The 22,404-nt window shown below is 43.2% G+C and carries 26 protein-coding genes; 1 reads left to right on the top strand and 25 read right to left on the bottom strand.

Going from position 1 to position 22,404, the window contains the following annotated elements:
• Positions 1-29: 29 nt before the first annotated feature.
• From ACVR1I_RS10305 to ACVR1I_RS10395, 19 genes are all read right to left on the bottom strand, one after another.
• On the bottom strand, positions 30-1,118 hold the full coding sequence (locus tag ACVR1I_RS10305; protein WP_447443942.1) for a nucleotidyltransferase: 1,089 nt from the start codon (positions 1,116-1,118) through the stop codon (positions 30-32).
• A 38-nt stretch (positions 1,119-1,156) separates the two neighbouring features.
• Positions 1,157-1,438 carry a hypothetical protein gene (locus ACVR1I_RS10310; protein WP_447443943.1) on the bottom strand — a complete coding sequence of 94 codons (282 nt, stop codon included), beginning with the start codon at positions 1,436-1,438 and terminating at the stop codon, positions 1,157-1,159.
• Between the two features lie 264 nt (positions 1,439-1,702).
• Positions 1,703-3,097 (bottom strand): YeeR family protein, encoded by a 1,395-nt coding sequence (locus ACVR1I_RS10315; RefSeq protein ID WP_447443944.1) that lies wholly within the window; start codon positions 3,095-3,097, stop codon positions 1,703-1,705.
• Positions 3,098-3,404: 307 nt separating this feature from the next.
• Positions 3,405-3,659 carry a Txe/YoeB family addiction module toxin gene (locus tag ACVR1I_RS10320; protein WP_447443945.1) on the bottom strand — a complete coding sequence of 85 codons (255 nt, stop codon included), beginning with the start codon at positions 3,657-3,659 and terminating at the stop codon, positions 3,405-3,407.
• 3 nt (positions 3,660-3,662) lie between these two features.
• Positions 3,663-3,917, bottom strand: a complete 255-nt coding sequence (locus ACVR1I_RS10325; protein WP_447443946.1) for a type II toxin-antitoxin system Phd/YefM family antitoxin — start codon at positions 3,915-3,917, stop codon at positions 3,663-3,665.
• Positions 3,918-4,194: 277 nt separating this feature from the next.
• Positions 4,195-4,548, bottom strand: a complete 354-nt coding sequence (locus ACVR1I_RS10330) for a hypothetical protein (RefSeq protein WP_447443947.1) — start codon at positions 4,546-4,548, stop codon at positions 4,195-4,197.
• A 53-nt stretch (positions 4,549-4,601) separates the two neighbouring features.
• Positions 4,602-4,877, bottom strand: a complete 276-nt coding sequence (locus ACVR1I_RS10335; protein WP_447443948.1) for a hypothetical protein — start codon at positions 4,875-4,877, stop codon at positions 4,602-4,604.
• Positions 4,878-4,964: 87 nt separating this feature from the next.
• Positions 4,965-5,828, bottom strand: coding sequence for a hypothetical protein (locus tag ACVR1I_RS10340; protein WP_447443949.1), 864 nt, complete (start codon positions 5,826-5,828; stop codon positions 4,965-4,967).
• 42 nt (positions 5,829-5,870) lie between these two features.
• Entirely contained in the window at positions 5,871-6,605 is a 735-nt protein-coding gene (locus tag ACVR1I_RS10345) for a class I SAM-dependent DNA methyltransferase (RefSeq protein ID WP_447443950.1), read from the bottom strand.
• 47 nt (positions 6,606-6,652) lie between these two features.
• The gene (rsfS, locus tag ACVR1I_RS10350; RefSeq protein WP_447443951.1) at positions 6,653-7,006 is read right to left on the bottom strand and encodes a ribosome silencing factor; all 354 of its coding nucleotides are present in this window, start codon (positions 7,004-7,006) and stop codon (positions 6,653-6,655) included.
• Between the two features lie 48 nt (positions 7,007-7,054).
• The gene (gene yqeK / locus ACVR1I_RS10355; protein WP_447443952.1) at positions 7,055-7,645 is read right to left on the bottom strand and encodes a bis(5'-nucleosyl)-tetraphosphatase (symmetrical) YqeK; all 591 of its coding nucleotides are present in this window, start codon (positions 7,643-7,645) and stop codon (positions 7,055-7,057) included.
• Positions 7,642-8,274, bottom strand: coding sequence for a nicotinate-nucleotide adenylyltransferase (locus tag ACVR1I_RS10360; protein WP_447443953.1), 633 nt, complete (start codon positions 8,272-8,274; stop codon positions 7,642-7,644). Before ACVR1I_RS10360 ends, yqeK begins: the two co-directional genes overlap by 4 nt.
• Before the next feature lie 127 nt (positions 8,275-8,401).
• Positions 8,402-8,713, bottom strand: coding sequence for a ribosome assembly RNA-binding protein YhbY (yhbY, locus tag ACVR1I_RS10365; RefSeq protein ID WP_447443954.1), 312 nt, complete (start codon positions 8,711-8,713; stop codon positions 8,402-8,404).
• A gap of 33 nt (positions 8,714-8,746) precedes the next feature.
• The gene (locus ACVR1I_RS10370; protein ID WP_447443955.1) at positions 8,747-9,136 is read right to left on the bottom strand and encodes a DUF5301 domain-containing protein; all 390 of its coding nucleotides are present in this window, start codon (positions 9,134-9,136) and stop codon (positions 8,747-8,749) included.
• A gap of 24 nt (positions 9,137-9,160) precedes the next feature.
• The gene (gene yqeH, locus ACVR1I_RS10375; protein WP_447443956.1) at positions 9,161-10,267 is read right to left on the bottom strand and encodes a ribosome biogenesis GTPase YqeH; all 1,107 of its coding nucleotides are present in this window, start codon (positions 10,265-10,267) and stop codon (positions 9,161-9,163) included.
• Positions 10,268-10,795, bottom strand: coding sequence for a YqeG family HAD IIIA-type phosphatase (locus ACVR1I_RS10380; RefSeq protein ID WP_447443957.1), 528 nt, complete (start codon positions 10,793-10,795; stop codon positions 10,268-10,270). It abuts the gene before it with no gap.
• 155 nt (positions 10,796-10,950) lie between these two features.
• Positions 10,951-11,874 carry a DMT family transporter gene (locus ACVR1I_RS10385; RefSeq protein ID WP_447443958.1) on the bottom strand — a complete coding sequence of 308 codons (924 nt, stop codon included), beginning with the start codon at positions 11,872-11,874 and terminating at the stop codon, positions 10,951-10,953.
• An 80-nt stretch (positions 11,875-11,954) separates the two neighbouring features.
• Positions 11,955-13,436 (bottom strand): UDP-glucose--hexose-1-phosphate uridylyltransferase, encoded by a 1,482-nt coding sequence (galT, locus tag ACVR1I_RS10390; RefSeq protein WP_447443959.1) that lies wholly within the window; start codon positions 13,434-13,436, stop codon positions 11,955-11,957.
• 11 nt (positions 13,437-13,447) lie between these two features.
• Positions 13,448-14,620, bottom strand: coding sequence for a galactokinase (locus ACVR1I_RS10395; protein WP_447443960.1), 1,173 nt, complete (start codon positions 14,618-14,620; stop codon positions 13,448-13,450).
• Positions 14,621-14,756: 136 nt separating this feature from the next.
• On the opposite strand from ACVR1I_RS10395, the gene ACVR1I_RS10400 reads away from it, so the two are divergent.
• Positions 14,757-15,758: a LacI family DNA-binding transcriptional regulator gene (locus ACVR1I_RS10400; RefSeq protein ID WP_447443961.1), complete on the top strand. Its 1,002-nt coding sequence runs from the start codon at positions 14,757-14,759 to the stop codon at positions 15,756-15,758.
• Positions 15,759-15,884: 126 nt separating this feature from the next.
• Here the strand turns inward: ACVR1I_RS10400 and ACVR1I_RS10405 are convergent, their stop codons facing one another.
• The 6 genes from ACVR1I_RS10405 to gatC all read right to left on the bottom strand — a co-directional run bounded on the left by ACVR1I_RS10405 (position 15,885) and on the right by gatC (position 22,223).
• Entirely contained in the window at positions 15,885-16,748 is an 864-nt protein-coding gene (locus ACVR1I_RS10405) for a hypothetical protein (RefSeq protein ID WP_447443962.1), read from the bottom strand.
• 212 nt (positions 16,749-16,960) lie between these two features.
• Positions 16,961-18,085, bottom strand: a complete 1,125-nt coding sequence (locus tag ACVR1I_RS10410) for a 5-methyltetrahydropteroyltriglutamate--homocysteine S-methyltransferase (protein ID WP_447443963.1) — start codon at positions 18,083-18,085, stop codon at positions 16,961-16,963.
• Positions 18,086-18,190: 105 nt separating this feature from the next.
• Positions 18,191-18,874 (bottom strand): phosphoribosylaminoimidazolesuccinocarboxamide synthase, encoded by a 684-nt coding sequence (locus ACVR1I_RS10415; RefSeq protein ID WP_447443964.1) that lies wholly within the window; start codon positions 18,872-18,874, stop codon positions 18,191-18,193.
• Between the two features lie 138 nt (positions 18,875-19,012).
• Positions 19,013-20,455, bottom strand: coding sequence for an Asp-tRNA(Asn)/Glu-tRNA(Gln) amidotransferase subunit GatB (gatB, locus tag ACVR1I_RS10420; protein WP_447443965.1), 1,443 nt, complete (start codon positions 20,453-20,455; stop codon positions 19,013-19,015).
• The gene (gatA, locus tag ACVR1I_RS10425; RefSeq protein WP_447443966.1) at positions 20,455-21,921 is read right to left on the bottom strand and encodes an Asp-tRNA(Asn)/Glu-tRNA(Gln) amidotransferase subunit GatA; all 1,467 of its coding nucleotides are present in this window, start codon (positions 21,919-21,921) and stop codon (positions 20,455-20,457) included. The genes gatB and gatA overlap by 1 nt, the downstream gene beginning before the upstream one ends.
• Complete coding sequence (gene gatC, locus ACVR1I_RS10430; protein WP_447443967.1) at positions 21,921-22,223, bottom strand: Asp-tRNA(Asn)/Glu-tRNA(Gln) amidotransferase subunit GatC; 303 nt, start codon at positions 22,221-22,223, stop codon at positions 21,921-21,923. Before gatC ends, gatA begins: the two co-directional genes overlap by 1 nt.
• Positions 22,224-22,404: the final 181 nt, after the last annotated feature.

Consider the following 22,404-nt stretch of genomic DNA (forward strand, 5'->3'; position numbering starts at 1 on the left):
TTCGCTACTCAGAAAACTGTTTTCATTTATTAGGTTTTTCTCACCGGCATGCGCCCAAAGGTCTGCTCCTTAATCGCTGGGTGCCCCAGTTGGTAGACCTGATCGGCCTGCTGAGTCAGACTGTCCCAGGGTTCCTTGCCAATCTTGGTGATGAGCTGGGTATGCCCCTTGATGCGGGCTAGGTGGGCCTGACCTCTCTCCGTAAAGCCCAGCACATGGATTTCCTCAGGCAGACCTGTCTCTCTGGCATTGACCAGGATGTAAGTCAGGAGCCGCCGCACACGGGCCTTGGTATAGCGCTTGGTCGCCACCATATCCACCAGCTCATCCACAGTCTTGCTCTTGGCAATGGCAGAGCGGATCCGAACAGCCATCTCCTCATTGACCTGATAGATCATTGTCAAGTCGGGGCTGGTCAGAATCTGGTAACGGAGCAGGTCAAAGTAGTTGTCCCAGCTGACCGGACTCTCTGACAAAAAGAGCGCCGCATCAGGCATGGCCGACTGAAGGAAAGCCTCATCCGCAGCGTGCTTGCGAATGGCTGTCGCTGACGCAATGGCCACCTTCTCCTCAGAGTGAAATCCTGCGCCAATGCGCGGGATGGGCTGGAGTCGAATCTCTTTTCCTGCGCAAGCCTTGGCGTAGGCTAGGCCCAGAATGTGGTTGGGGGTCTCTCCTGAAAAAGCAATCCCTGTAAATTCCTCCCACATACGCTGGGTCTTCTGGGGATAGGACAAGGAATTTGGAAGCGTCAGGAGAAACTGGCCCATCTGCTCTGCTTTTTCCCCATAAACGTCCGCCAACTGCTGGTAATCCAGCATCTCCTCCGTCCCGAAGCTGAGGGTGTCGATGCCCAGCTTCTCCAAAATGGCCACCGCACCGCTCGCGAAATAGTCCGCGGCCTGCACCGAGACCAGAAAGGGAAGCTCCACCACCAGGTCAGCCCCATGCGCCAAGGCCATCTGGGCCCGGGTCCACTTGTCGATAATGGCAGGCTCACCCCGCTGGACAAAGTTGCCACTCATGGCCACAACCTTGAGCCCCTCAGCCTGAGCCAGCAAGTGCTTGTGCCCATGGTGAAAGGGATTAAACTCTGCAATAATACCCGTGATGGTCATGTGTGGTTCCTTTCTGTGATTAATTAAGTGACTATACATTATAAAACAGCAAATTCTTTTTCTGCAATTTCTACAGCTTCAAGAATATCATACTCAGTCACTTTAGTTCGTTCTGCAATAATTCTTTCAATTTCTTTTTCGATTACTTTTTCTCTTGTATAAGTTCTATTATTTTTTGATTGATGCTTCTGGAACATATCTTTTAATTTTTCGTTAAGTTTTTTATCAAAAATACTGTCTTGAATCAATTCAAATTCTTCATCAGTGATACTCATAGACATCACAACATCTATGAATTCTTCTTTTAAAATAGCGAACATTTCAACCCTGTCATCCTCAAAAAAGTTGTCTAAAATTGATTTCGATCCAATGGTGGCTAATGTTCCGCCAGCAACTGCACCAACTATTGTTCCGACAGGACCAAGTGTTGCTCCTACAATAGCACCACCTGCTATCCCACCTGCTATGCCACCACCCGCAATTAAAGTGTTTTTTAATAACTGTTGACTTGAAATCCTTCCACGCAGTGCATCAAATAAATCAGGGCCAATTACAATTCCAAACGAGATGATTCCAGCAAATCTTTAAGCTACTAAATTTGCTGCTACTTTTTTACCAGTAATATTCGCAATATAAACAGTCGCAATTTTTCCTATTTGTTGTGATGTAGCATAAATAATTGTGCCAACTGTCATTGTCTTCAGACCTGCCCTGATTGCTAAAGTAGCAGCTTCCTTCGTTGTACTACCCGACCATTTCGCTCCTGCAAAAACTATTACAAAACTAATTCCTGCAGCGGGTAGAGATTGTATAGCTCCATCAAGCGCATCATATTTTAATGAAGTAACATTACCGCCCTTTGCAATTAATTTAGCTTCATTGTATGTAACATTACCTTTTCTAATTATTTTATATGCATCTTCTGGATTATGGTGTCCCGGAACCTTACCATCTCTAATTTTTTCCTTCATAATCTGAATGGATTCATTGTATTGTTCTTTAGGAACCTCTAATTGCATATTCGGGTATCGATATGTTCCTCCCTTTTCTTTAGGCTCAAATGCAGAATTAACTGTACTTCGAGCTTTAGAATGATATTTCGTTTGAATTTTTTGAATTCCAACCATCCTATCAGCACCATTTTTCTGATTATTTTGACCAATTTGTTGAACGTCCTTAAAAGGATATTTAATCTTATCATTGATATCATTACTATATTCTGCTGCATATCCATGCGCCATTCTTGCATTTGCAATAGGATTAAATTGAATATCCCTTAAATGTTGTCCCAAGTTCAAGTTCATTCCTACAATACTACCGAAATTAACCCCATCTTCAAAAGGCGTAATTTTAAATTGTTTATGGAAAGTTTGATTAACCTTTTTTTCAATATAGTGTCCATACAAATCCGCTGTATAGCCAGTATTTATTAAATCATTTAAATTTACCATTAAATTTACTTGCTGACTATTTTTAAACTGAAACGGAATCTTTTCTATACGATGTGGATAATAAAAATTAATCTCAGATTGGCTAATATCAATTCGCCATAAACCATCAAAAGGAAAATATTTGGAAATAGATATATATCTATTGTTTTTATCTTTATTCTGGGTATCAATTTGCTCTTTATAATAAATTCCATTTTGAGTTAAAAGTAGACCATATTCTAAAAACTCTTCTTCAATTTTACTTCTCACAGGACTATATCCAAAAAACTCTAGTTCATCATCACCATAAGTCTTAATAAAATCTTTCTCTCCCTCCACAAACCATTTAGCTCTACCATAAGGTATTTTTGAACCTGAATAATCAAATGAATTGGCTAATTGATTCAAAATATCACGTATTTTATCCTGATTATAATCATGTAATTCTTTATTATTCATATACCACTTAAAAAATCTGATTCTATGGATTAGATTACCAAAATACAAAACACTTACTATAATTAAAATAGCAATTATCAATTTAAACATCTTTTTCTCCTGATATATTATTTCTAATTATACCACAAAAAGGGGCTGGGAAAAAAGTCTCAGAAATAGTAAATGGCTTAGAATAACGTCATAAAAACCGTTTATTCTAAGCCATTTTGTGTTCTTCAATTTTTACCAAAAAGAGTAAATTCTGAGTTTTTGCCCAGCCTCTTTTCCACGAGCTATGAGCAACTATCGGAACAATACTTTGCCATTAACGTAAGAATAGAAGATCTAACAAAAAACACAGCACGTTTGATTGTACTGAGCTCTGATAACTGGTTACTTCATGGAGAGGTTACTCTCTTTAATAATGATCCTTAAAGGAGAGAAAGGCGATGCTCTCCTCATCACCCATATAAATGACACGATTCTCCGCATCGATACGCCGAGACCAAGCGCCTTGAAACTCATATTTTAACGGCTCAGGTTTCCCAATACCCTTAAAAGGAGCACGCTGAATATCCTTGATTAGTTTATTGATTCGTTTCAACGTCTTTTTATCCTGACTTTGCCAGTAGGTGTAATCCTGCCAAGCAGCATTTGTAAAGGTCAGTAGCATGGGTTAGTCCTCAATGGTGCGTACTTGCGTCAGCCCTTGTTTGACGTCTTGCATACCGCGTAAAACCTTATCAGACAATTCCTTATTCTGTGCGATTCTGAGCGTTTCTTGCAGGCTATCCCACTCTTTTTTTGAAAGCACCACAATATCTTCATCGGGATTTTTATTGACCACAACCAAGGGTTCAAACTCATCATTGACCTTTTTCATGTAATCCTTGAGATGATTGCGAAAAGTCGAATACACTACTGCTTCCATCACCATACCTCACTTTACCTCATTTCCTTAAGTATAGCAGAAGATAAAAAAACATCAAGAACTTGTACAACAATTTTTCCCTCACTAGTTTATTCGTAAACTGATCTCTATTATTGTTAAAAATTCCAAACGAAGAAAAAGCCTCATTTTAGGGTTTTTCCACGTTTTATAAAGCAATCTTCGGAAGGATATAAGGATTAACGGAACAATGTTTTGCTATTAACGGAATGATAGTCCATTTCTCATCCTTCCGACCTTTAGATATATTACCCCTTTCTTACTCAATCAACCAGGATCCTGTTATCAAGTTGGTTGCCAAGTCTGAACATAAAATAAGACTAACTAGAAAGAATAGACCCGTCATCATTTGTCTCGTAAGTTGTCGATTTTTGGCTGTAAACTGATTAAACTTTTCCGTAAATTTTTGATGTTTATTGGTTAGGATAGCAAGCGCCAATAAAAGAAGTGGCAACTGGCTTAGAATTCCCCAGATGAAATTGCTGAAAAAGGCTAGTACTATATTTTGTCGTCCCGACAAGGCTAGAACTGCGATAAAGGTCGGATCAATCAAGGCTGTGATTAACATAAAGCCGATCATGCCCCAAAGACCTTTTTGACTTTCCTTTATCACCTTATCCTTCACAGGCTTTTTAATAGTCCTTATCCTCCTAACTCCTAAAACGATTAGAAAAACAATAATAAATATGTAAATAGGCACCCATAGAATATCTTCATATTAAATAGATTAGAGGATAAACTCTTTATAACACGGCTCAAATCCTTACCAAAAATAGCAGATAATAGTGTACCTAAAAGACTGGTTCCCAGAAAAACACCTAGTGCGTAGATAAAAACTTTTTTCTTATCGAAGCCACTAGTCAAGCCACCAAGTAGCAATAGCATACCTACAGGGTCAATCACAGCAAAAACCAACCCAACAATAATCAATAAATTCGTCATACATAACCTCAACAAACGATATTTGTCTATTATAACAAAAAGCCCTCATTTCAGGGCTTTTCTTGTATACATTCATAGTTGTTCAGGCTACTCATAAACTGGATAGCCACCGTCTTGGATGGCGTCTTGTTCGATACGGGTGTAGTAGTCTTCGATGTCTTTTTCTGCCGGGATATCGTAGTAGTAGGCGCCGCTGTCGTCACCGATCCGGACGTAGACTTCGGTGTTCATTGTTTCATCGGTGGCACTGGAGTTACTTGGTTTCCATTCTTGGCCAGTGGACTTTCCTGTCTGGTAGTCTATTTTGGCATTTGGGGTGGTGTTTTCCAGGATGACCGTCGCAAGGCCATCTTTGGAGAAAGTTTCCTTTCCACCTAGTTTGATGGGTTTGGTTTTTCCTTTTTTGGTCAAACCGATGAATTCCAACTTGATTTGGCGGGGGACCAGTTCACTTTCTTGGTAGAGCAAGGAAATGCGGTAGTCCACCCATTTAACCTTCCCGTCTTCCAACCAGGTCGTCAGACCGTTTTCATAAAAAGCGATCGATGCTGGCGTCTTGTCTCCGTAGGTATCGTAGGTAAATTGGGTAATCAAGCCTTGGTGGCGAGGGTGCTTCAAGGTGTGCTCCAACCACGGTTGCGGCAGCAAGCCACCTGTATAGTAAAGGGTTTCTGGAAAGGATGAGCCCGCATAGGCATAGCGTTCCTGGTGAAAGCCCGGCAGCTTGTCAAGGGCCTTAGAGTCCGTCTTGTAGCGGATAGGCGTGTCCGACCAAGCCTTATAATGAATCCGGGCACCAGTCGGACGGTTGAGCTTGTCCAACTTGCCCAGTCTCAGATAGGATTTTTTCTTAAAGGGCAGGAGGCCTGATTCTCTTGTTTTGGCCTCTACTTGCAAAAAGCTGAGCAGGCTAAACACCAATAGGAAGGTCACAATCCACCGTTTTTTCATGCCAGTTTCTCCTTTCGATTGCTCTAGAAAAAGTGAAACGTCCTACTTGCTCGCTACAAAGAACCAGCGCTTACTGGTGTCGGTTGGCTCCTTATCCTCAAAGTCCGCATAAACTTTGATGTCTTTGAAGCCCGCTTGTTCCAGGAGAACATCGTAGGTCAAGAGTTCATAGGTGCGCTCTTCATGGATTTCGTCATGACGGCTAAAGCGACCATCTTCTTCTTCAAGAAAGAAGGTCAGCTCATGGACAACAGAATGCGGGGCCTCATCAGCATAGGTGTCCCAGACCATGGCAAAGTCATCCGCATTTTCATGGTAGGAATAACCTGGAAAGACCTCATCAGTCTGGTAGGTCGAGTGGACGTCAAAGATAAAGGTCCCTCCGTCATTGAGATGCTTGTAAACCTCTGCAAAGGTATCTCCCATCTCGACCTCATCCGCTAAGTAACAAAGGCTGTCCGAGTAGCAAGTCACCAAGTCAAACTGACCAAGACCTGATAAGTCCAGCATGTTGCCAGCAACAAAGTCAATCTCTTCTCCTGCTGTTTGGGCCCTTCTTTCTGCCAGTTTAAGCATGTCTTTGCTCAAGTCCAGGCCCGTCACCTCAAAGCCAGCTTTGGCAAAGCGAACGGACTGGATGCCGGTCCCACAAGCCAACTCCAAGAGCTTGGTCTTTCCTTTTGGAAAATGGCGGAGCGAAAAATCGGTCCAGAGATCGTAGAGCGAGTCGTCCATGATGGCATCATAGACACGCGCAAATGTTTCGTATGTAGTCATGTTTGTCCTTTCAAAAAGCAGCCTCGGGGACTGCTTATCGATCTTCTTTACACCAAATAAGGGCTGACATCCACAGTTGGTGCTTCGTGCCAGAGTTTTTCGAGGTTGTAATGCAGGCGCTCATCTTCTGAAAAGGCGTGCACAATGACATCACCCAAGTCTAATAGCACCCAACCACTAGTCGCATCGCCTTCGACATGGGCTACGCGTTGGCCGGCTTCGGCTGCTTTTTCACGGATATTTTCCACGATGGCATCCAATTGACGGACGTTGCTACTGCTGGCGATGACAAAATAGTCTGTCAGGCTGGTCAAGCCTGTCACTTCCATAGCCACAATGTCTTCTGCACGTTTTTCATCAGCGGCCTTGACCACCAATTCAACTAATTCAAGTTCTTTCATTCTATTCCTCTTTCGATTGGGTAAGCCCAATCGTTTTTCTATCTATCTTTAGGGTTTCCAATGCCCGATATAGGCATTATAGGTTTCTAGGGTTTGGGGGTAAATCGGGATGGCTTTTTTGGCTAAATGAGCAACGGTCTGGGCTGTTTCAAAAGCCACCGCTTGGTCCAAGTCCAGTTTTGCTAGTTCTCGAGCCCTATCAACTCCCGGAAAATCACGGCCTGGCTCAATGTAGTCAGCCACATAGAGGACCTTGTCCAGAAGGGTCATATCCTTGGCGCCAACCGTATGCCGTTGAATGGCTGTCAGGATCTCAGTGTCTGTCAGCTGAAATTCTTTGGCAATCAGATAGGCTCCAACTACACCATGCCAAATGTTGTTGCCCCAATGGATCAAATCAGGGTCCAATCCTTCCTCACGAATGGTCTCTAGAAAGACTTGGTCCTCTCTTTCTTTGGCCACATCGTGGAGGAGGGCTGCTAGGCTAGCCTTAGTGGAATCGCAGCCGTATTGCTCTGCCAGATCCAGCGCAGCTTTTTCCACCCCAAGAACATGCTGGAACCGCTTCTCAGACATGGAAGCCTTGACTTTTCCTAGCAATTCTTCGCGATTTAATCCGGTGTATGCTTGGTAGTTCATTGGTAAAGCCCTTTTTCTTCGATATAATCCAAGACCTCATGGGGCAGGAGAAAGTTGGGAACGCGACCTTGTTGGATAAAGTCCCTCACCATGCTGGAAGAGATGTCCATGAGGGGCACATCGACCCAGATGATAGGATAGGAAGTCCCGGCCTTGTAACGCGGACGTTGCACTCCGACAAATTGGACCAGCTTAACCAACTCGTCAATCTTGTACCACTTGGGCAGGTATTCGACCATGTCGCCACCGATGATGAAATAATAATCCGTGTCTGGATGTTTCTCCGTTAGAAGTTTCATGGTGTCATAGGTATAGGAAATGCCTCCACGTTCCAGTTCAATGGTCTCGATACCGAGCCCATCAATGCCTGCAATCCCCATCTTGAGCATATTGAGGCGGTGAAATTCATCAATGGTTTCCTTGGTATCCACATGAGGCGGGATGGCTTCTGGCATCAGCAAGACCTCATCGAGGTTCAATTGCTGGCGGACCTGATCAGCCACCACCAGGTGGGCATTGTGGACTGGGTTAAAATTCCCACCTAAAATGCCAACTTGTTTGCGATCTGTTTTTTCTACTGTTTCTTCTAATTCCACCTTGGTAAAAGGGGTTAAGAGTTCTATTGCCATGGGCAGTCTCCTCGGTTAATATCACTGTCCATTATAGCACAATTTAGGAAAAAGAAAAAGCCGAATCCATTTTTGCGGAGCGAGCTAGCCACAAGAAAAGCCAAGGATTTCTCCCTGGCTATCTCTCTTATATTTCTTTGACTTTGACCGACAATTTGCGGTTCTCTTTTTTGGCAGAAACCTTAAAGAGGATGAGGATGCGGCCGATTTTTTGCACGGTATCCACACCGATTTCTTCTTCGAGGATTTCCGCTACTTCATGGATGTTTTCATCCGTATTTTGCAAGAGGGTCACCTTGATCAACTCACGGGCATCAAGGGCCTGACGAATACTGGTTTTGATTTGGTCATTGAGACCATTTTTTCCAATCTGAATGATAGGTTTCAAGCTGTGTGCCTGGCTATTTAAAAAGGCACGTTGTTTAGATGTTAAGGACATAATTTCTCTTTTCTTTTTTTGAACAAAGCAGAGCTAATCTGCTAGCATGTCTTGGATTAGTTGGGGAGGCTCTTTTAGCTTGTAGATACCTGTGTAGGGAAACTCCAGATAAGTCCCTAGTCTTCTTTCATAGACATAAGCGGCGGCTTCCCCTTCTGTCATGACAAAGTCAATCCGCACATGTGGAGATACCAAGGGTGCATCATGCACACTATCTTGACGGGTCTTGTTGGCATGTCCAAGTTCTGCCAAAAAGGCGCCAATCGCTTCTGGCTGGTCAATGACGACTTCTTCTTGATCTTTGACCAAATGGATTTCTCTTACATCACTGGCTTTAGGAAGGTTCGGTGCTTCTCCAGGCCAAATCCAATAAGCCAACATACATAAGCCAACAAGGGCCAGTATGGCTAAGACTTTTTTCATGAGCGACTCCTTTTGTGAGACTGGTTAAATAATCGCTTTTCGCAAGACGACATCGACACCCTTTGGTGCCCAGGCCGCAATTTTGGCGGTATCATTGACCCGAATCCAGCCCAGACCTGAGAAGACCACATCGGTCTTTTCTTTGATCATGAACTCATGACGGACCAACTCTGGGAAATCTGCCATTTCTTTTTGCGAAGGCGGTGTCAGGAGAGTTCCAGCATGTTTTTCATAAAAGGCATCTGCCCCAGCCAATTTGGTCCGGTGCAAGTCGAGCGTGTTTTCAAAGAAGGCGGTAAAGCCTTGGCGTTCCCCCGCTATAAAATCAAATCGGCCAAGCCCTGCCAAAAAGAGGGTTTGCTCTGGATTAAGCTGGTAAGTTTTTGGCTTGATTTCCTTTTTAGGACTGATGTATTTGAGGTTTTTAGCCGACAAGTAATGGGCCATCTGGTGGCGATGGATAATCCCTGGTGTATCAAAGATATAGGAACCGTCGTCCAAGGGAATTTCAATCTTATCCAGAGTCGTTCCAGGAAAGCGAGAGGTCGTAATCACGTCCTTGTCACCCGTAATTTCTTGGATAATGGCATTGATCAGGGTTGATTTACCCACATTGGTCACACCTACCACATACACATCTCGTCCCTTACGGTGTTCTTCAATTTTTTCCATCAAATCCTTAATGGCTTGTTTGGTCTGAGCTGAGGTCAACACCACATCGACCGGCCGCATGCCAATTTCATGAGCCCGCTCCGTCAGCCATTGGGTGACCTTACCTGTCTTAACAGACTTGGGCAAAATATCCTGCTTGTTGCCCACTAACAGAACATCATTGCCCGACACAAAGCGGGACAGGCCTGGAATGATGGAGCCATTGAAGTCAAAAATATCCACCACATTGACCACGAGGGCATCGCTATCGCCTACCTCATGAAGCAATTTGGTAAATTCGTCATCAGAGATGTTCACATCTGAAATCTCATTGTAATGGCGCAGACGGAAACACCGTTGGCAATAGACCTGTCCAGTCTCTAGCCCTTTTTCAAGAGCTGATTGGGGGGTGTAACCTGCCTGTTCTTTGTCGCTGGTTTGGATGGCTGCTCCACAGCCGATACAAAATAATTCTTCCACTTAAATATCCCTTTTATAATCAAATGCGCCGTGTTTAGCAGCAATTTTCTTCAACATGCGGCGTTCTCTCCAACGGTTAAATTGGGTTTGAATGGCATCAGATTCCACCAAAGGCCGCACCAAGATAGACTTGATTCCAACCCGCTTGGCAGCCCGAATATCAGTCATCAACTGGTCTCCAATCATGACCGCTTCTTCTTTTTTGACACCAAAACGTTTGATGGCCCGATTGATTCCCAAAGTAAAAGGCTTCATGGCCCGTGCTTCAAAATCAATATTGAATTTTTCAACAGCCCGTTTCACGCGCTCATAATTGTTGTTGGACACAACCACCACTCGAATTCCAGCATCTCGCAAGTCATGGAGCCACTGCCGCATCTCTGGTGTCCCATCTGGGTTGTTCCAAGCAATCAAGGTGTTGTCTAAGTCTACAAATACGACCTTGATATTGTTTTTCTCCAAGCTCGCTACCGTTACATCATACGCTTTTTCTACCACAAAATCGGGCATGTAATCTTCTATTGCCACATTTATCTCCCATACAAGTATTTGAAACTATTCTACCATATTTTCGGTAAATCCCCAAGGCAAACGAAAACACCCAACTCAGGGAGTCAGGTGTTTTCTAGGAGATAATATGAAAAAGAATAGATTTAGTTTACTGAAATAGACTTAAAGTATCCTTAAACTGGGTTATTGTTTTGTTTTTGTTTGTTTAACGCTAATAAATCACGAAGAGAAATCAGCAAGACAGCTCCTAAAATCAAGACCATCCCAAGCAAATCAATGACATGAAAGACTTCATTGATCAACAATACCGCAAAGATGACAGAGGCGACTGGTTCAATGGAGGCCAAAAGGCTCCCCTTGACAGAACCGACCATGCTAACCCCTTCTAAAAAGACCGTATAGGCAAAGATGGTCCCAATCCCCACGATTCCAAAGAGGCCTAAGATGGTGCCACTTGTCCAGTCAATCGAGTAGGTCCAAATCTGATAATAGAGACTTAATACGATACCGCCCATCAACATACCCACACCCATGACCACCAAACTACCAAAGCGCTTGATCAAGGGCAAGGGCAAAATGATGTAGATAGCATAAGTAACGGCAGAGAAAATCCCCCAGAACAAACCAAGTGGGGTGATGGCCAATTCTCTTATTTGCCCATGCGTCGCCATTAAAAAGGTTCCAAAGATGGCCAAGAACATCGAGATAAGCTCAATCCTAGTTGGCCACTGGGCTTGGCGCAGGCAGGTATAGGCCAGGACAATGATGGGACAGAGATACTGGAGCACCGTTGCGGTCCCAGCATTACTGTGCTGGATAGCCGTTAAATAAGCCAATTGATTTAAGGCTAAGCCTGTCAAGGCAAAAACAGCCAATAAACCAAGCGACTTACGCTCACCAAGCATGTCTTTTAGCTGCTGGGGTTGGCGAACTACCGCTATCGCTGTTAGGACGACACCTGATACCAAGAGCCGTAGCATGGTAATCAAATCAACCGGCATGCCGTTTTCAATCAAATACTGTCCGCTGACTCCTGAAATCCCCCAAGCGATCCCCGCAATCAGGGTGTACAAGGTTCCTTTTGTGCTTGTTTTCATCTTTATTCATCTCATTTTCATCAATCTATTTCTAAATAGTATAACACAAAAGGCTAGGATAACCTAACCTTTTTTTTAGACTATGATGAGTGAATCCCCAACTCTTGCACAAAGCGCCAGAAGGCTGCCTGCCCTTGAGGGGTACGTTTGTAGACACCAGCGTCTTCCAGGACACGGCTAAACACCTTAGCCACTGCCGTTTGGACAACTTCTGTCACATTTTCCTCAGTTACCACAAAGCTGTCTCGCAAGGTCTCTGCCCAAGCTTGGTGATAAGGAGCAACCTCTACGGCCTTTCCTAATAGGAAGTCCTCGACATCTTGCAATTCCGCCTTGAGACGAGGTGGCAAGATGGCTAATCCCATGACCTCAATCAAACCAATATTTTCCTTTTTGATGTGTTGGACATCTGGATGCGGGTGGTAAAGTCCATCTGGAAATTCAGCTGTTGTTTGGTTATCCCGCAAGACCAAATCCAACTCAAAGACCACCCCTTTTTTACGGGCAATCGGTGTAATGGTATGGTGCGGAGTCTCCCCAGTAAAGGCTTTGATCTGAGCATCCTCATCCGAATACCCTCGCCAAACAGCCAAGATGTGAGAGGCCAATTTCACCAAGGCAACCTTGTCCGTGCTAGCAATCCGAATCACCGACATCGGCCATTTGACAATGCCCGCGGACACATTCTCAAATCCTGTGACGACAAATTCTTTTTCAACAGGGGCCACTTCCATAGCAAAGGTATGCCGACCACCTTGGTAGTGTTCATGGGTCAAAATCGATCCGCCTACAATTGGCAAGTCTGCATTGGATCCTGCAAAATACCCCGGAAACTGATCGACAATGTCCAAGAGGCGAACAAAGGTCGAATCCCCAATCTGCATGGGCTCATGCTGGCCATAGAAGTAGATACAATGCTCATTAAAATACGCATACGGAGAATACTGGAATCCCCATTCTTCATTCTGCATTTGGTAACGAATCACCCGGTGATTGCATCTAGCTGGATGGTTGATCCGACCCTGGTACCCTTCATTTTCCATACAGAGCTGGCATTTTGGATAGGAAGATTTTTTTGCCAATTTGGCTGCTGCAATGGCCTTTGGATCTTTTTCGGGCTTGGACAAATTGATGGTGATTTCCAAATCCCCATACTCCGTCGAAGCCTGGTAATAGATATTTTTGGCAATGGCCTTTACCTTTACATAATCATTGGCCTTGCTCAATTGGTAAAAATCTGCAATGGCCTTCTCTGGATTTTCTGCATATGTCGACCAAAAGCGCTGGTTGACTTGGCTCGGAGGAGGCGTCACAAAATCCATGAGTTGGGCACCCACTATATCTTGTTCCTCCAATAATGGCCCGCAATAGCCATTTTGAACAGCCACAGCCACCAACTCATCCTTTAAGTCGATCAGGGTTTCTGCTCCTGTTTCTGTTTCAAGACCTTCTTCCCCCACCAGGGCCATAACCCGGTTGGATAGATAAATCCGGTCCAACTCTTCGTAATCACTGTGTTCAATAACCTGTTGAACAAATTTTCCCAGTAGTGTTTCAACCATAATTTTTCCTACTATTTTCGTGACAAGACGCGGCTACCACCTGCAATTTCAGCAATGTAGAAATCCGGAGCATAGCCAATTTTCTCTGTGTAGATGCGGCCAACGTTTTCCGTAAAAGCTCCTACCTTGTCTTTTTGGACAATGGCAATGCCACAGCCACCAAATCCAGCACCTGTCATGCGGGCACCCAATATACCTTCTTGTTCCCAAGCTGTATGTGCCAAGGTATCCAACTCCACACCGGTCACTTCATAATCGTGTTCCAAAGACACATGCGAAGCATTGACCAGACGACCAAATTGGTCCAAGTCGCCCGCCACCAAGGCCTCTTTTGCCTTTAAGGTCCGCTGGTTTTCAGAAACCGCATGGCGGGCCCGTTTGAGTCGGTTGCTATCTTTTATCAAGTAAGCATATTGGTCAAAGGTTGCCTCATCCAACTCACCCAGGGTTTCAATCGATAGGACAGTATTGAGTTCTTCAACTGCTTTTTCACATTCTGCCCGGCGTTCATTGTATTTGGAATCCGCTAACTCACGGCGTTTGTTAGTGTTCATAATGACCACTACATGGTCTCCCAAATCAAGAGGCACCAAATCGTATTCTAAGCTATTGGTGTCCAAATAAATGGCCCGTTGGTCTGCCCCCATACCGATGGCAAATTGGTCCATAATACCAGAATTGACCCCGATAAACTCATTTTCGGTTTGTTTTCCGATTTTAACCAAGTCTAAACGCTCCAAATCCAGATCAAAAAGCTCTTCAGCAATGATTCCTGTCAGCAATTCCAAGGAGGCAGAAGAAGACAAGCCTGATCCGTTTGGAATATTGCCATAGACATAGACATCCATCCCCGAATCAATGGTATGACCCGCTTCTTGCAAGAACTTGAGGACACCTTTTGGATAATTGGTCCAGTTGTCCTCCTTTTTGAACACTAAATCGGCCAGCGATACTTCAATAATCCCTAAATCGGCAAAATTCTTGGAATAAAACCGCAAGGTTTGGTCATCCCGTTTTCGAGCAGCCCCGTAGGTTCCTAACGTAATAGCGGCTGGGAAAACGTGCCCTCCATTGTAGTCTGTATGCTCCCCAATCAAATTGATTCGACCAGGCGAGAAGAAGGTCGCATCTGGCTCTACTCCAAATACTTCAACAAAAGCTTGTGTTAATTCCGTCGTCTTCATCAGAATTCTCCTTTGTAACCGTTTTTATTTTATTTTAATCATTTTTTCATTCTTTGTCAATGTTTTTACTAAACTTTTACTAAATTTAATGGTATAATAAAAGTACTCTATTGAAAAGCAATGATAGGAGGAAATCATGGCAACAATTAAGGATATTGCAAACATCGCAAATGTTTCCCAGGCTACTGTTTCTCGTGTATTAAAAGGGGATAAAACCCTCTCAGTAGGAGAAGAAACCCGCCAAACTATTTTCTCAGTCGCTCAAGACTTAGGCTATACCAAACACCTCAAAAAACAAATCACAGCTGAACAGCAGCCAACTATTGCCATTGTTCAATGGTATACGGAAAGCAAAGAGCTAGATGATTTGTATTACTACTCCATCCGTATTAGCATTGAAAAACGAGCACTGGAAAAAGGCTATCAATTGGTACGTACTTTTAACGATATTCAAGCCCCCATTTTGACAGATGTCGATGGGATTATCGCCATTGGAAAATTCAGCCCGCAACAACTAGCAAGTCTATCAGAAAAACAAACAAACCTTGTCTTTGTCGATAGTGATACCCTCAGCCAGGGCTTTTCCTGTGTCACAACTGATTTCAACCGATCCGTTGTCCAAGTGATTGATCACTTTTTAGCAAAAGACATCAATGACATTGGGCTCATTACTGGTGAAGAACAAACAACTGATCAAGAAATCCCCTTAATTGATCCACGTTTTCGTACCTTTAAACAATACATGGGGGATCTAAAACTGTACAATCCTCGCAATGTATTTATTGGTTCCTTTACTAGTCAATCTGGTTACGCATTAATGAAAGACGCTATCTCAGAATTAGGAGAAGATCTACCTCACGCTTTCTTTATTGCTAGCGACGCTTTGGCTGTCGGGGCTTTAAAAGCTCTTCAAGAAGCCCATATTTCTGTCCCAGAGAGAGTCAGCCTCATCTCCTTCAACGACACCCCACTGACACAACAGGTCTATCCTGCCTTATCCAGTATCAAGGTTTTCACTGAAGAAATGGGCGAGCAAGCTATTGATTTAGTAGATAAAATGATACATACCAAGCAGGACTTCCACCCGCGTATGATTAAATTAGGAACAAAACTAACCCTGCGTAACAGTAGCAAATAAAAAAACACCAAAATCGGTTTTATGACCCATTTTGGTGTTTTTTTATTTGAAGTATTTTGTCAGATAGACTCATCTATTTTCACAAAAAAGAAAGTTCGAGCAAATCTTCTAGTAAAATCACTCTGTTTAATTTCCAGAATAAGATTCCATCATAAGACTAAGGAGCTCATCTTTTGTTAGGATATCCTCTTTAGCTGGTAAAATTGGAGCCTTATAGTCTTTTTTAGTGAATGTGATGCTGATTTTGATATTGTCTTTTTTATTCTCAGCTGATTTCAGCGTCAATAAAGCTTTACCATTTTGTTTTTTATCAAGAGTCATGACAAAAGTCGAATCTTTTGAGAACGTCTCTTTTGCTTCAGACAATTGCTTTTCAACATTTTTAGTATCTGATTTGTTTTGCTTATCTCCGTTCTCCATCGCTTTTTGAGCCATATCAAACAGTTCTTCCACAGTCATGGTCACACTAACTTTGTCCCCATCTTTGGTAAATTTTTTGGAATCTAACTCCTTAAAAACTTTCGCATTTTCCTTGTTATTTGGTGTAAAATCACTTATTGCAGGTAATTTTTCACCAGACATTTCTTCAATATCCACATATTTTCCGTCTATTTTAGAAGAAGTTATACCTGACATGGCAAGCATTGGAGCGGCAGTCATATAGGCTTTATCATCTGCATACACCATTTCAAAACTTGAAAACATAGGATTAATAGAAGATAAATCAACTGAAGCATAAATCAGATTTTCATCCAAATCTTGTGAAATAGTCGCATCAATTGCCTTTCCAACAAAAGATGAAATGGTTGCATCCATTCCTTTTGCATCACTTGTCATCACATCGTCTAACTTAATGGTATAGTCATAAGAAACTTGCTTCTGAGTCTGCTGCTTCTCTAATCGAGAAAGAAATTCATCTTTAGGATTTTGACCACAGGCTACCATTATAAAGAAAAGAGGTAGAAACAGTAAACATTTTAATTTTTTCATATTGCGCCTCCTTAAAGCGTTTTCTTTATTATATCACATTTATTGTTTCATAATGAATGTGAACACAAGTGTTGGAGTTCCCAATCTTATCTTCATAATCATAGCCACCCGTCAAACGAGTGGTTTATTTGCCTCGTAGCTCCTGAGTGAGACTGGCTAAAAGTCACATAAAAAATCTCTATCTACCAAACTGTAAATAGAGATTGTTTTGATTAATCCACTGCTCCCCATACCTCATCAATGATTTCCTTGACAAGGGCCAGTTTTTTCCATTGGTCCTCATATGTGATAAGGTTGCCTTCCTCTGTCGAAGCAAAGCCGCACTGGGTCGCTAACCAGAGTTGCTCAAGCGGCAGGATTTCAGCTGCTTCACGGATCCGTTTGATGATGGTCTCCTTGTCTTCCAACTGACCATCCTTGGTCGTGATCAAGCCTAAAACTGCTACCTTATTTGGGTCTTTGAATTCCGCTAGGGGCTCAAAGCCACCTGAACGCTCGTTGTCGTATTCCAAGAAGTAGGCAGTTGCATTTTCACAGTCAAAAAGGGTCTCTGCAACAGCTGTGTAAGGTCCAGTTGTCGCATAGGTTGACTGGTAGTTCCCACGGCAGATATGGGTGTTGATTTGCAGGTCCTCTGGGAGATTTTCTACCGCCTTATTGTTGACATAGAGGAAGCTTTCCCGGAGGAAGTCCTTTTCCACAGCACCTTTGACGACCGTCTTGTAGAACTCATCATCAATGATCGCTCCCCAAGTACAGTCATCCAGCTGGATGGTGCGGGCACCTTCTTCATAAAAGGCGAGGATAGAATCACGGTAAGCAGTCGCTAAATCATCCAACAATTCTTTTTGATTTGGGTAGACTTCCAAGGCCTTTTGGATATTGGAGCCACGTTGCAATTCGACCAAGCACTGGGCTGGCGCTGGAATAGTCATCTTGGCTTCCACACCACGCTCGTCTGCTAATTTTTTGAGAAACTGGTAATGCCCAATAAAGGGGTGATTTCCCTTAGTAAAACCGATTTTTCCAGTAACACGAGCAGAGTCGTCATTGGTTTCCACACCGTGAAAGGCCAAGCCTTGGCCAAATTGGTGGCGTTCAATCCCATCAAAACCCCAGAAGTAATCAACATGCCAGTTGGCCCGGCGGAACTCCCCATCTGTGACTTTCTCTAGTCCAGCAGCCACTTGTTTATCGACCAATTCTGTAATCAGGCGGTCTTCAACGGCTGTCAATTCCTCTTGCGATAGATTGCCGGCTGCAAAGGCTTCGCGGGCTTCTTTTAATGCTTCTGGCCGTAAAAAACTACCAACGTGTTCAAAAACTTTCTTTGTCATCTATTTATGCTCCTTCGATATGATAGTTTCATTTTACCAAAGAAAGATATAGTTGGAAAATATATATTTTATATACATGTTGATAGTTTTTAATTATAGGTATTTTTAGGCATCCGCCAAAAGAATGTGTTCCAAATCGAGTGGTAAAATATATTCTTCTCCACGATAGGCCCGCATATTGCCACCTGAAATCTCATCAATCAAGACAACTTTCCCATCAATTAAGCCAAACTCAAATTTGATATCATATAGTTCCAATTCTTTCTTGGCCAATTCCTCTTTGACAACATCCCCAATCTCTTTGGCCAGCCCTGCCAACTCTTCATAGGTTTCAGATGACATAATGCCCAAGATTTCCAAAGCATCCTTGGTTACCAATGGGTCCCCTTTTTCATCGTCTTTTAAGGTCACTTCCACATAGGTCGGAATGGAGGCTCCATTTTCAATATAAGCTCCGTAGCGACGGATAAAAGAACCAACTGCACGGTAGCGCACAATCACTTCCACACCTTTTCCAAAAACAGTTGCTTTTTTGACCACTGCTTCATTTTTTGACAAGTCTGCAGAAACGAAATGGGTACTCAAACCCAAGTCATTGAGTTTTTCATAGAAAAATTTGGTCAGGGTAAGAGCAGCGTGACCTGCTCCCTCAATCTGCAAGCCCACTTGGTTTTCCCCTGGATCAAAGACACCGTCTTTTCCAGTGACATCATCCTTAAATTTCAAGAGAACCGTTTCATGATCGATTGCATAGACATCTTTTGTTTTGCCAGTATAGATTTTTTCCATGGTAGAACTCCTTTTTATTGTTCTTTTATTATATAAAAACGAATCAAAAAAGCAAAGTTTTTCTTGAAGAATAAGGTAATATCCGAACGTTTTATATTTTAATTCTAAAAAAAGGTTGAACTTTCGTTCACCCTTTCCTTATTCTTCTAATAACTTAGCCAATTCTTGGGCTAACAAGGATTGAGCAACTTGCGGATTAGCCTGTCCCTTGGTTGCTTTCATCAAGAAACCAGTGAAGGCCTTATCGGCATTGCGTTTTCCAGACTTAAAGTCTGCAACAGCTGCTTCATTGTCAGCAAAGACTTGGTGAATAATTGGAATCAAGACAGCTGGGTCTGATACCTGAACCAGACCTGCTCTTTCAACAAATTCACGCGCAGAGCCCCCATTTTTTGCCAAGTGGACAAAAACTTTTTTCGCAATCTTAGAGGAAATGGTCCCGTCTTGAATAATGGCAATCATCTCAACTAGATTCTCTGGCGTTAAGGCAATCCCTTCAATGGTTAAACCTTCCGCATTCAAGTACTGGGCTACTTCACCTTGTAACCAGTTGGACACCAACTTAGCATCTCCGCCCAATGCTACTGCTTTTTCAAAGAAGTCTGACAAGGCCTTAGTTGCCGTCAATTGACCAGCATCATAAGCGGATAAACCGAGACGTTCCATATAGTCTAATCGACGTTCTGCAGGGAATTTAGGCAATTCTGCCCGCATTTCCTCAATCCAAGAATCTTCAATCTCAAACAATGGTAGGTCTGGCTCTGGGAAATAACGGTAATCAGCAGCACCTTCTTTGACCCGCATCAAGATGGTGCCTTTTGTTGCCTCATCATAGCGACGGGTTTCTTGGCGAATCACCCCACCACTCCGCAAGACTTTGGCCTGGCGTTCCACTTCAAATTCCAAGCCTTTACGGACGTTGCTAAAGGAATTCAAGTTCTTCAACTCGGTTTTGGTTCCAAACTTCTCTTGACCAAAAGGACGCAAGGAAATATTGGCATCAACCCGCATGGAACCTTCTTCCATTTTCACGTCTGAAATCCCAGTGTATTGGATGATTTCCTTGAGCGCTGTCAGATAGGCATAGGCTTCTTCTGGAGAGCGCATATCCGCTTCGGATACAATCTCAATCAAGGGCACGCCTTGGCGGTTGAGGTCAACATAGGAATAACCATCCGTCCCATGGGTATTTTTTCCAGCGTCTTCTTCCAAGTGAGCCCGTTCAATACGGATTTTCTTGGTAGTACCATCTTCAAGTGCAATTTCAATCCAGCCATTGTAACCAATTGGCTCATCAAATTGGGAGATTTGGTAGGCTTTAGGATTATCTGGATAGAAATAGTTCTTGCGGTCAAAGTGCATGTGCTGATGAATATCCATGTTAAGAGCTAGGGCAGCCTTAATCCCCGCATCAATAACCCCCTTGTTCATCACTGGCAAAACACCAGGGAATGACCAGTCAATCACGTTAGTATTGGCATTTGGGTCTTCTCCAAAATGAGCAGAAGACGGAGAGAAAATTTTGGAGTTGGTATTTAATTCAACGTGGACTTCTAGCCCAATAATGGTTTCAAAGTTCATTAGTTTGCACCTCCAAAAATAATGGGTTGTTGTTTGTGGTAATCGGTAGTCGCTTCAAAGGCACTTGCCACTTGGTAGATCGTCTCTTCAGAGTATTTTGGACCAATCAATTGCAAGCCGACTGGTAAGCCATCAACAAAACCAGAAGGAATCGAGATTCCTGGAAGTCCAGCCAAGTTGACTGGAATGGTCAAGAGATCCGCCAAATACATGGCAACCGGATCATGGCTCATGGTATCCAAACCAAAGGCGACGGTTGGAGCCGTTGGACCTAAAATCAAATCATAATCTGCAAAGACTTTTTCAAAATCTTGAATAATCAAGGTCCGAACCTGACCAGCCTTTTTAAAGTAAGCATCGTAGTAACCAGAAGACAAGCTAAAGGTTCCTAACATAATGCGACGCTTGACCTCTTCTCCAAAACCTTGGCTCCGCGTCTTCACATAAATGTCTTCCAAATTCTCCGCATCGGCTGCACGGAAACCATAACGAATACCATCGAAGCGTTGCAAATTGGACGATGCTTCAGAAGAAGCAATGATGTAATAAACCGCTACACCATATTTAGAATGTGGCAAGCTCACTTCTTCAACCGTCGCCCCCAATTTTTCAAAGTGCTTGGCAGCTGCCAAAATATTTTCCTTGATGGCAGGATCAATCCCTTCTCCCAAATATTCTTTGGGAAGAGCAATCTTCATACCGGCAATATCTTGACCAATTTTTGCGGTATAATCTGTTACACGAACAGGCGCTGACGTCGAATCTTTCGCATCACTGCTTGCAATCACGTTCAGTAATTGAGCATTTTCTTTTACCGTTGGTGAAAAGGGACCAATTTGATCCAGTGAGCTACCAAAGGCAATCAAACCGTAGCGTGAAACCGTTCCGTAGGTTGGTTTCAAACCAACAATCCCGTTAAAGGCTGCTGGCTGGCGAATGGAGCCCCCTGTATCTGAACCAAGCGAAAGACGTACTTGTCCAGAGGCAACCGCTGTTGCAGAACCGCCAGAAGAGCCTCCGGGTACCTTGGTTTGGTCCCAAGCATTTTTGGTTTTCTTGAAGTAAGAAGTCTCCGTTGAGCCACCCATGGCAAACTCGTCCATGTTGGTTTTTCCAATCAACACCATATCCTTGGCATAGGCATTGGAAACAGCTGTTGCATCAAAAATCGGCTCGTAATTGTAGAGCATTTTAGAAGCTGCTGTGGTCAAAATTCCCTTGGTTGAAATATTGTCTTTAACAGCAAGTGGAATTCCTGCCATGACATTGTCTGCATCAATTCCCTTTTCATCAATGGCTTTTGCTTGAGCCAAGGCTTCTTCTTCAGCAATCGTAATAAAAGAGCCAACCGCTTCTTCCCGGTCCTTCATATCCTGAATCGTTGCCTCGGTTAATTCCGTTACCGAAATGTCTTTAGCTACCAGAAGGGCATGCAACTCATCAATTGTTTTCTCCTTAAATGACATTAAGCATCTCCTCCTTCTTCCAAAATAGCTGGTACTTTAATGTAATGGTTCTCTTTTTCCGGAACATTTTTAAAGAGTTCTTCCCGATCGGTCCCTTTTTCTGCCACGTCCTCACGGATAACCGTTTTGCGGTCTGCCATTGTCGTTGTAATGGCCACACCTGTCGTATCTACTTCATTTAGTAATTCCACCATGTCGACAATTTTAGTCAAACTGGTCGCAAAGGCTGTTGTTTCCTCATCTGAAAAGGTGAGTTTAGACAGCTTTGCCACATGGCGTACTTCTTCTTCAGAAATTTTCATGATAGCTCCTTTAAACAATTTATAGTCTATTTTACCATATTGTGACTGATTTTTACTAGCCAAAGAAAGCAACAAGCCTTAACAGAACAGTCTCTTTCCAAAACAAGGAAAAATGCCGTCGCATAACCCCCTATCAAGTCACCGCTAAAGATGGTAAAACGAAAGTTCATCGACAATATAT

The organism is Streptococcus cameli (genome assembly GCF_053207365.1).

What these genes read in the sequence shown, in the direction of transcription:
- ACVR1I_RS10405 (WP_447443962.1), bottom strand. Translation starts at nt 16,748, where the DNA reads ATGAAAAAATTAAAATGTTTACTGTTTCTACCTCTTTTCTTTATAATG.
- ACVR1I_RS10320 (WP_447443945.1), bottom strand. Translation starts at nt 3,659, where the DNA reads ATGCTACTGACCTTTACAAATGCTGCTTGGCAGGATTACACCTACTGG.
- yhbY (WP_447443954.1), bottom strand. Translation starts at nt 8,713, where the DNA reads ATGTCCTTAACATCTAAACAACGTGCCTTTTTAAATAGCCAGGCACAC.
- ACVR1I_RS10335 (WP_447443948.1), bottom strand. Translation starts at nt 4,877, where the DNA reads ATGACGAATTTATTGATTATTGTTGGGTTGGTTTTTGCTGTGATTGAC.
- galT (WP_447443959.1), bottom strand. Translation starts at nt 13,436, where the DNA reads ATGGTTGAAACACTACTGGGAAAATTTGTTCAACAGGTTATTGAACAC.
- ACVR1I_RS10310 (WP_447443943.1), bottom strand. Translation starts at nt 1,438, where the DNA reads ATGTTCGCTATTTTAAAAGAAGAATTCATAGATGTTGTGATGTCTATG.
- yqeK (WP_447443952.1), bottom strand. Translation starts at nt 7,645, where the DNA reads ATGAACTACCAAGCATACACCGGATTAAATCGCGAAGAATTGCTAGGA.
- ACVR1I_RS10305 (WP_447443942.1), bottom strand. Translation starts at nt 1,118, where the DNA reads ATGACCATCACGGGTATTATTGCAGAGTTTAATCCCTTTCACCATGGG.
- ACVR1I_RS10400 (WP_447443961.1), top strand. Translation starts at nt 14,757, where the DNA reads ATGGCAACAATTAAGGATATTGCAAACATCGCAAATGTTTCCCAGGCT.
- ACVR1I_RS10325 (WP_447443946.1), bottom strand. Translation starts at nt 3,917, where the DNA reads ATGGAAGCAGTAGTGTATTCGACTTTTCGCAATCATCTCAAGGATTAC.
- gatA (WP_447443966.1), bottom strand. Translation starts at nt 21,921, where the DNA reads ATGTCATTTAAGGAGAAAACAATTGATGAGTTGCATGCCCTTCTGGTA.
- ACVR1I_RS10370 (WP_447443955.1), bottom strand. Translation starts at nt 9,136, where the DNA reads ATGAAAAAAGTCTTAGCCATACTGGCCCTTGTTGGCTTATGTATGTTG.
- ACVR1I_RS10385 (WP_447443958.1), bottom strand. Translation starts at nt 11,874, where the DNA reads ATGAAAACAAGCACAAAAGGAACCTTGTACACCCTGATTGCGGGGATC.
- ACVR1I_RS10360 (WP_447443953.1), bottom strand. Translation starts at nt 8,274, where the DNA reads ATGGCAATAGAACTCTTAACCCCTTTTACCAAGGTGGAATTAGAAGAA.
- ACVR1I_RS10415 (WP_447443964.1), bottom strand. Translation starts at nt 18,874, where the DNA reads ATGGAAAAAATCTATACTGGCAAAACAAAAGATGTCTATGCAATCGAT.
- ACVR1I_RS10345 (WP_447443950.1), bottom strand. Translation starts at nt 6,605, where the DNA reads ATGACTACATACGAAACATTTGCGCGTGTCTATGATGCCATCATGGAC.
- rsfS (WP_447443951.1), bottom strand. Translation starts at nt 7,006, where the DNA reads ATGAAAGAACTTGAATTAGTTGAATTGGTGGTCAAGGCCGCTGATGAA.
- ACVR1I_RS10340 (WP_447443949.1), bottom strand. Translation starts at nt 5,828, where the DNA reads ATGAAAAAACGGTGGATTGTGACCTTCCTATTGGTGTTTAGCCTGCTC.
- ACVR1I_RS10315 (WP_447443944.1), bottom strand. Translation starts at nt 3,097, where the DNA reads ATGTTTAAATTGATAATTGCTATTTTAATTATAGTAAGTGTTTTGTAT.
- gatB (WP_447443965.1), bottom strand. Translation starts at nt 20,455, where the DNA reads ATGAACTTTGAAACCATTATTGGGCTAGAAGTCCACGTTGAATTAAAT.
- gatC (WP_447443967.1), bottom strand. Translation starts at nt 22,223, where the DNA reads ATGAAAATTTCTGAAGAAGAAGTACGCCATGTGGCAAAGCTGTCTAAA.
- ACVR1I_RS10395 (WP_447443960.1), bottom strand. Translation starts at nt 14,620, where the DNA reads ATGAAGACGACGGAATTAACACAAGCTTTTGTTGAAGTATTTGGAGTA.
- ACVR1I_RS10410 (WP_447443963.1), bottom strand. Translation starts at nt 18,085, where the DNA reads ATGACAAAGAAAGTTTTTGAACACGTTGGTAGTTTTTTACGGCCAGAA.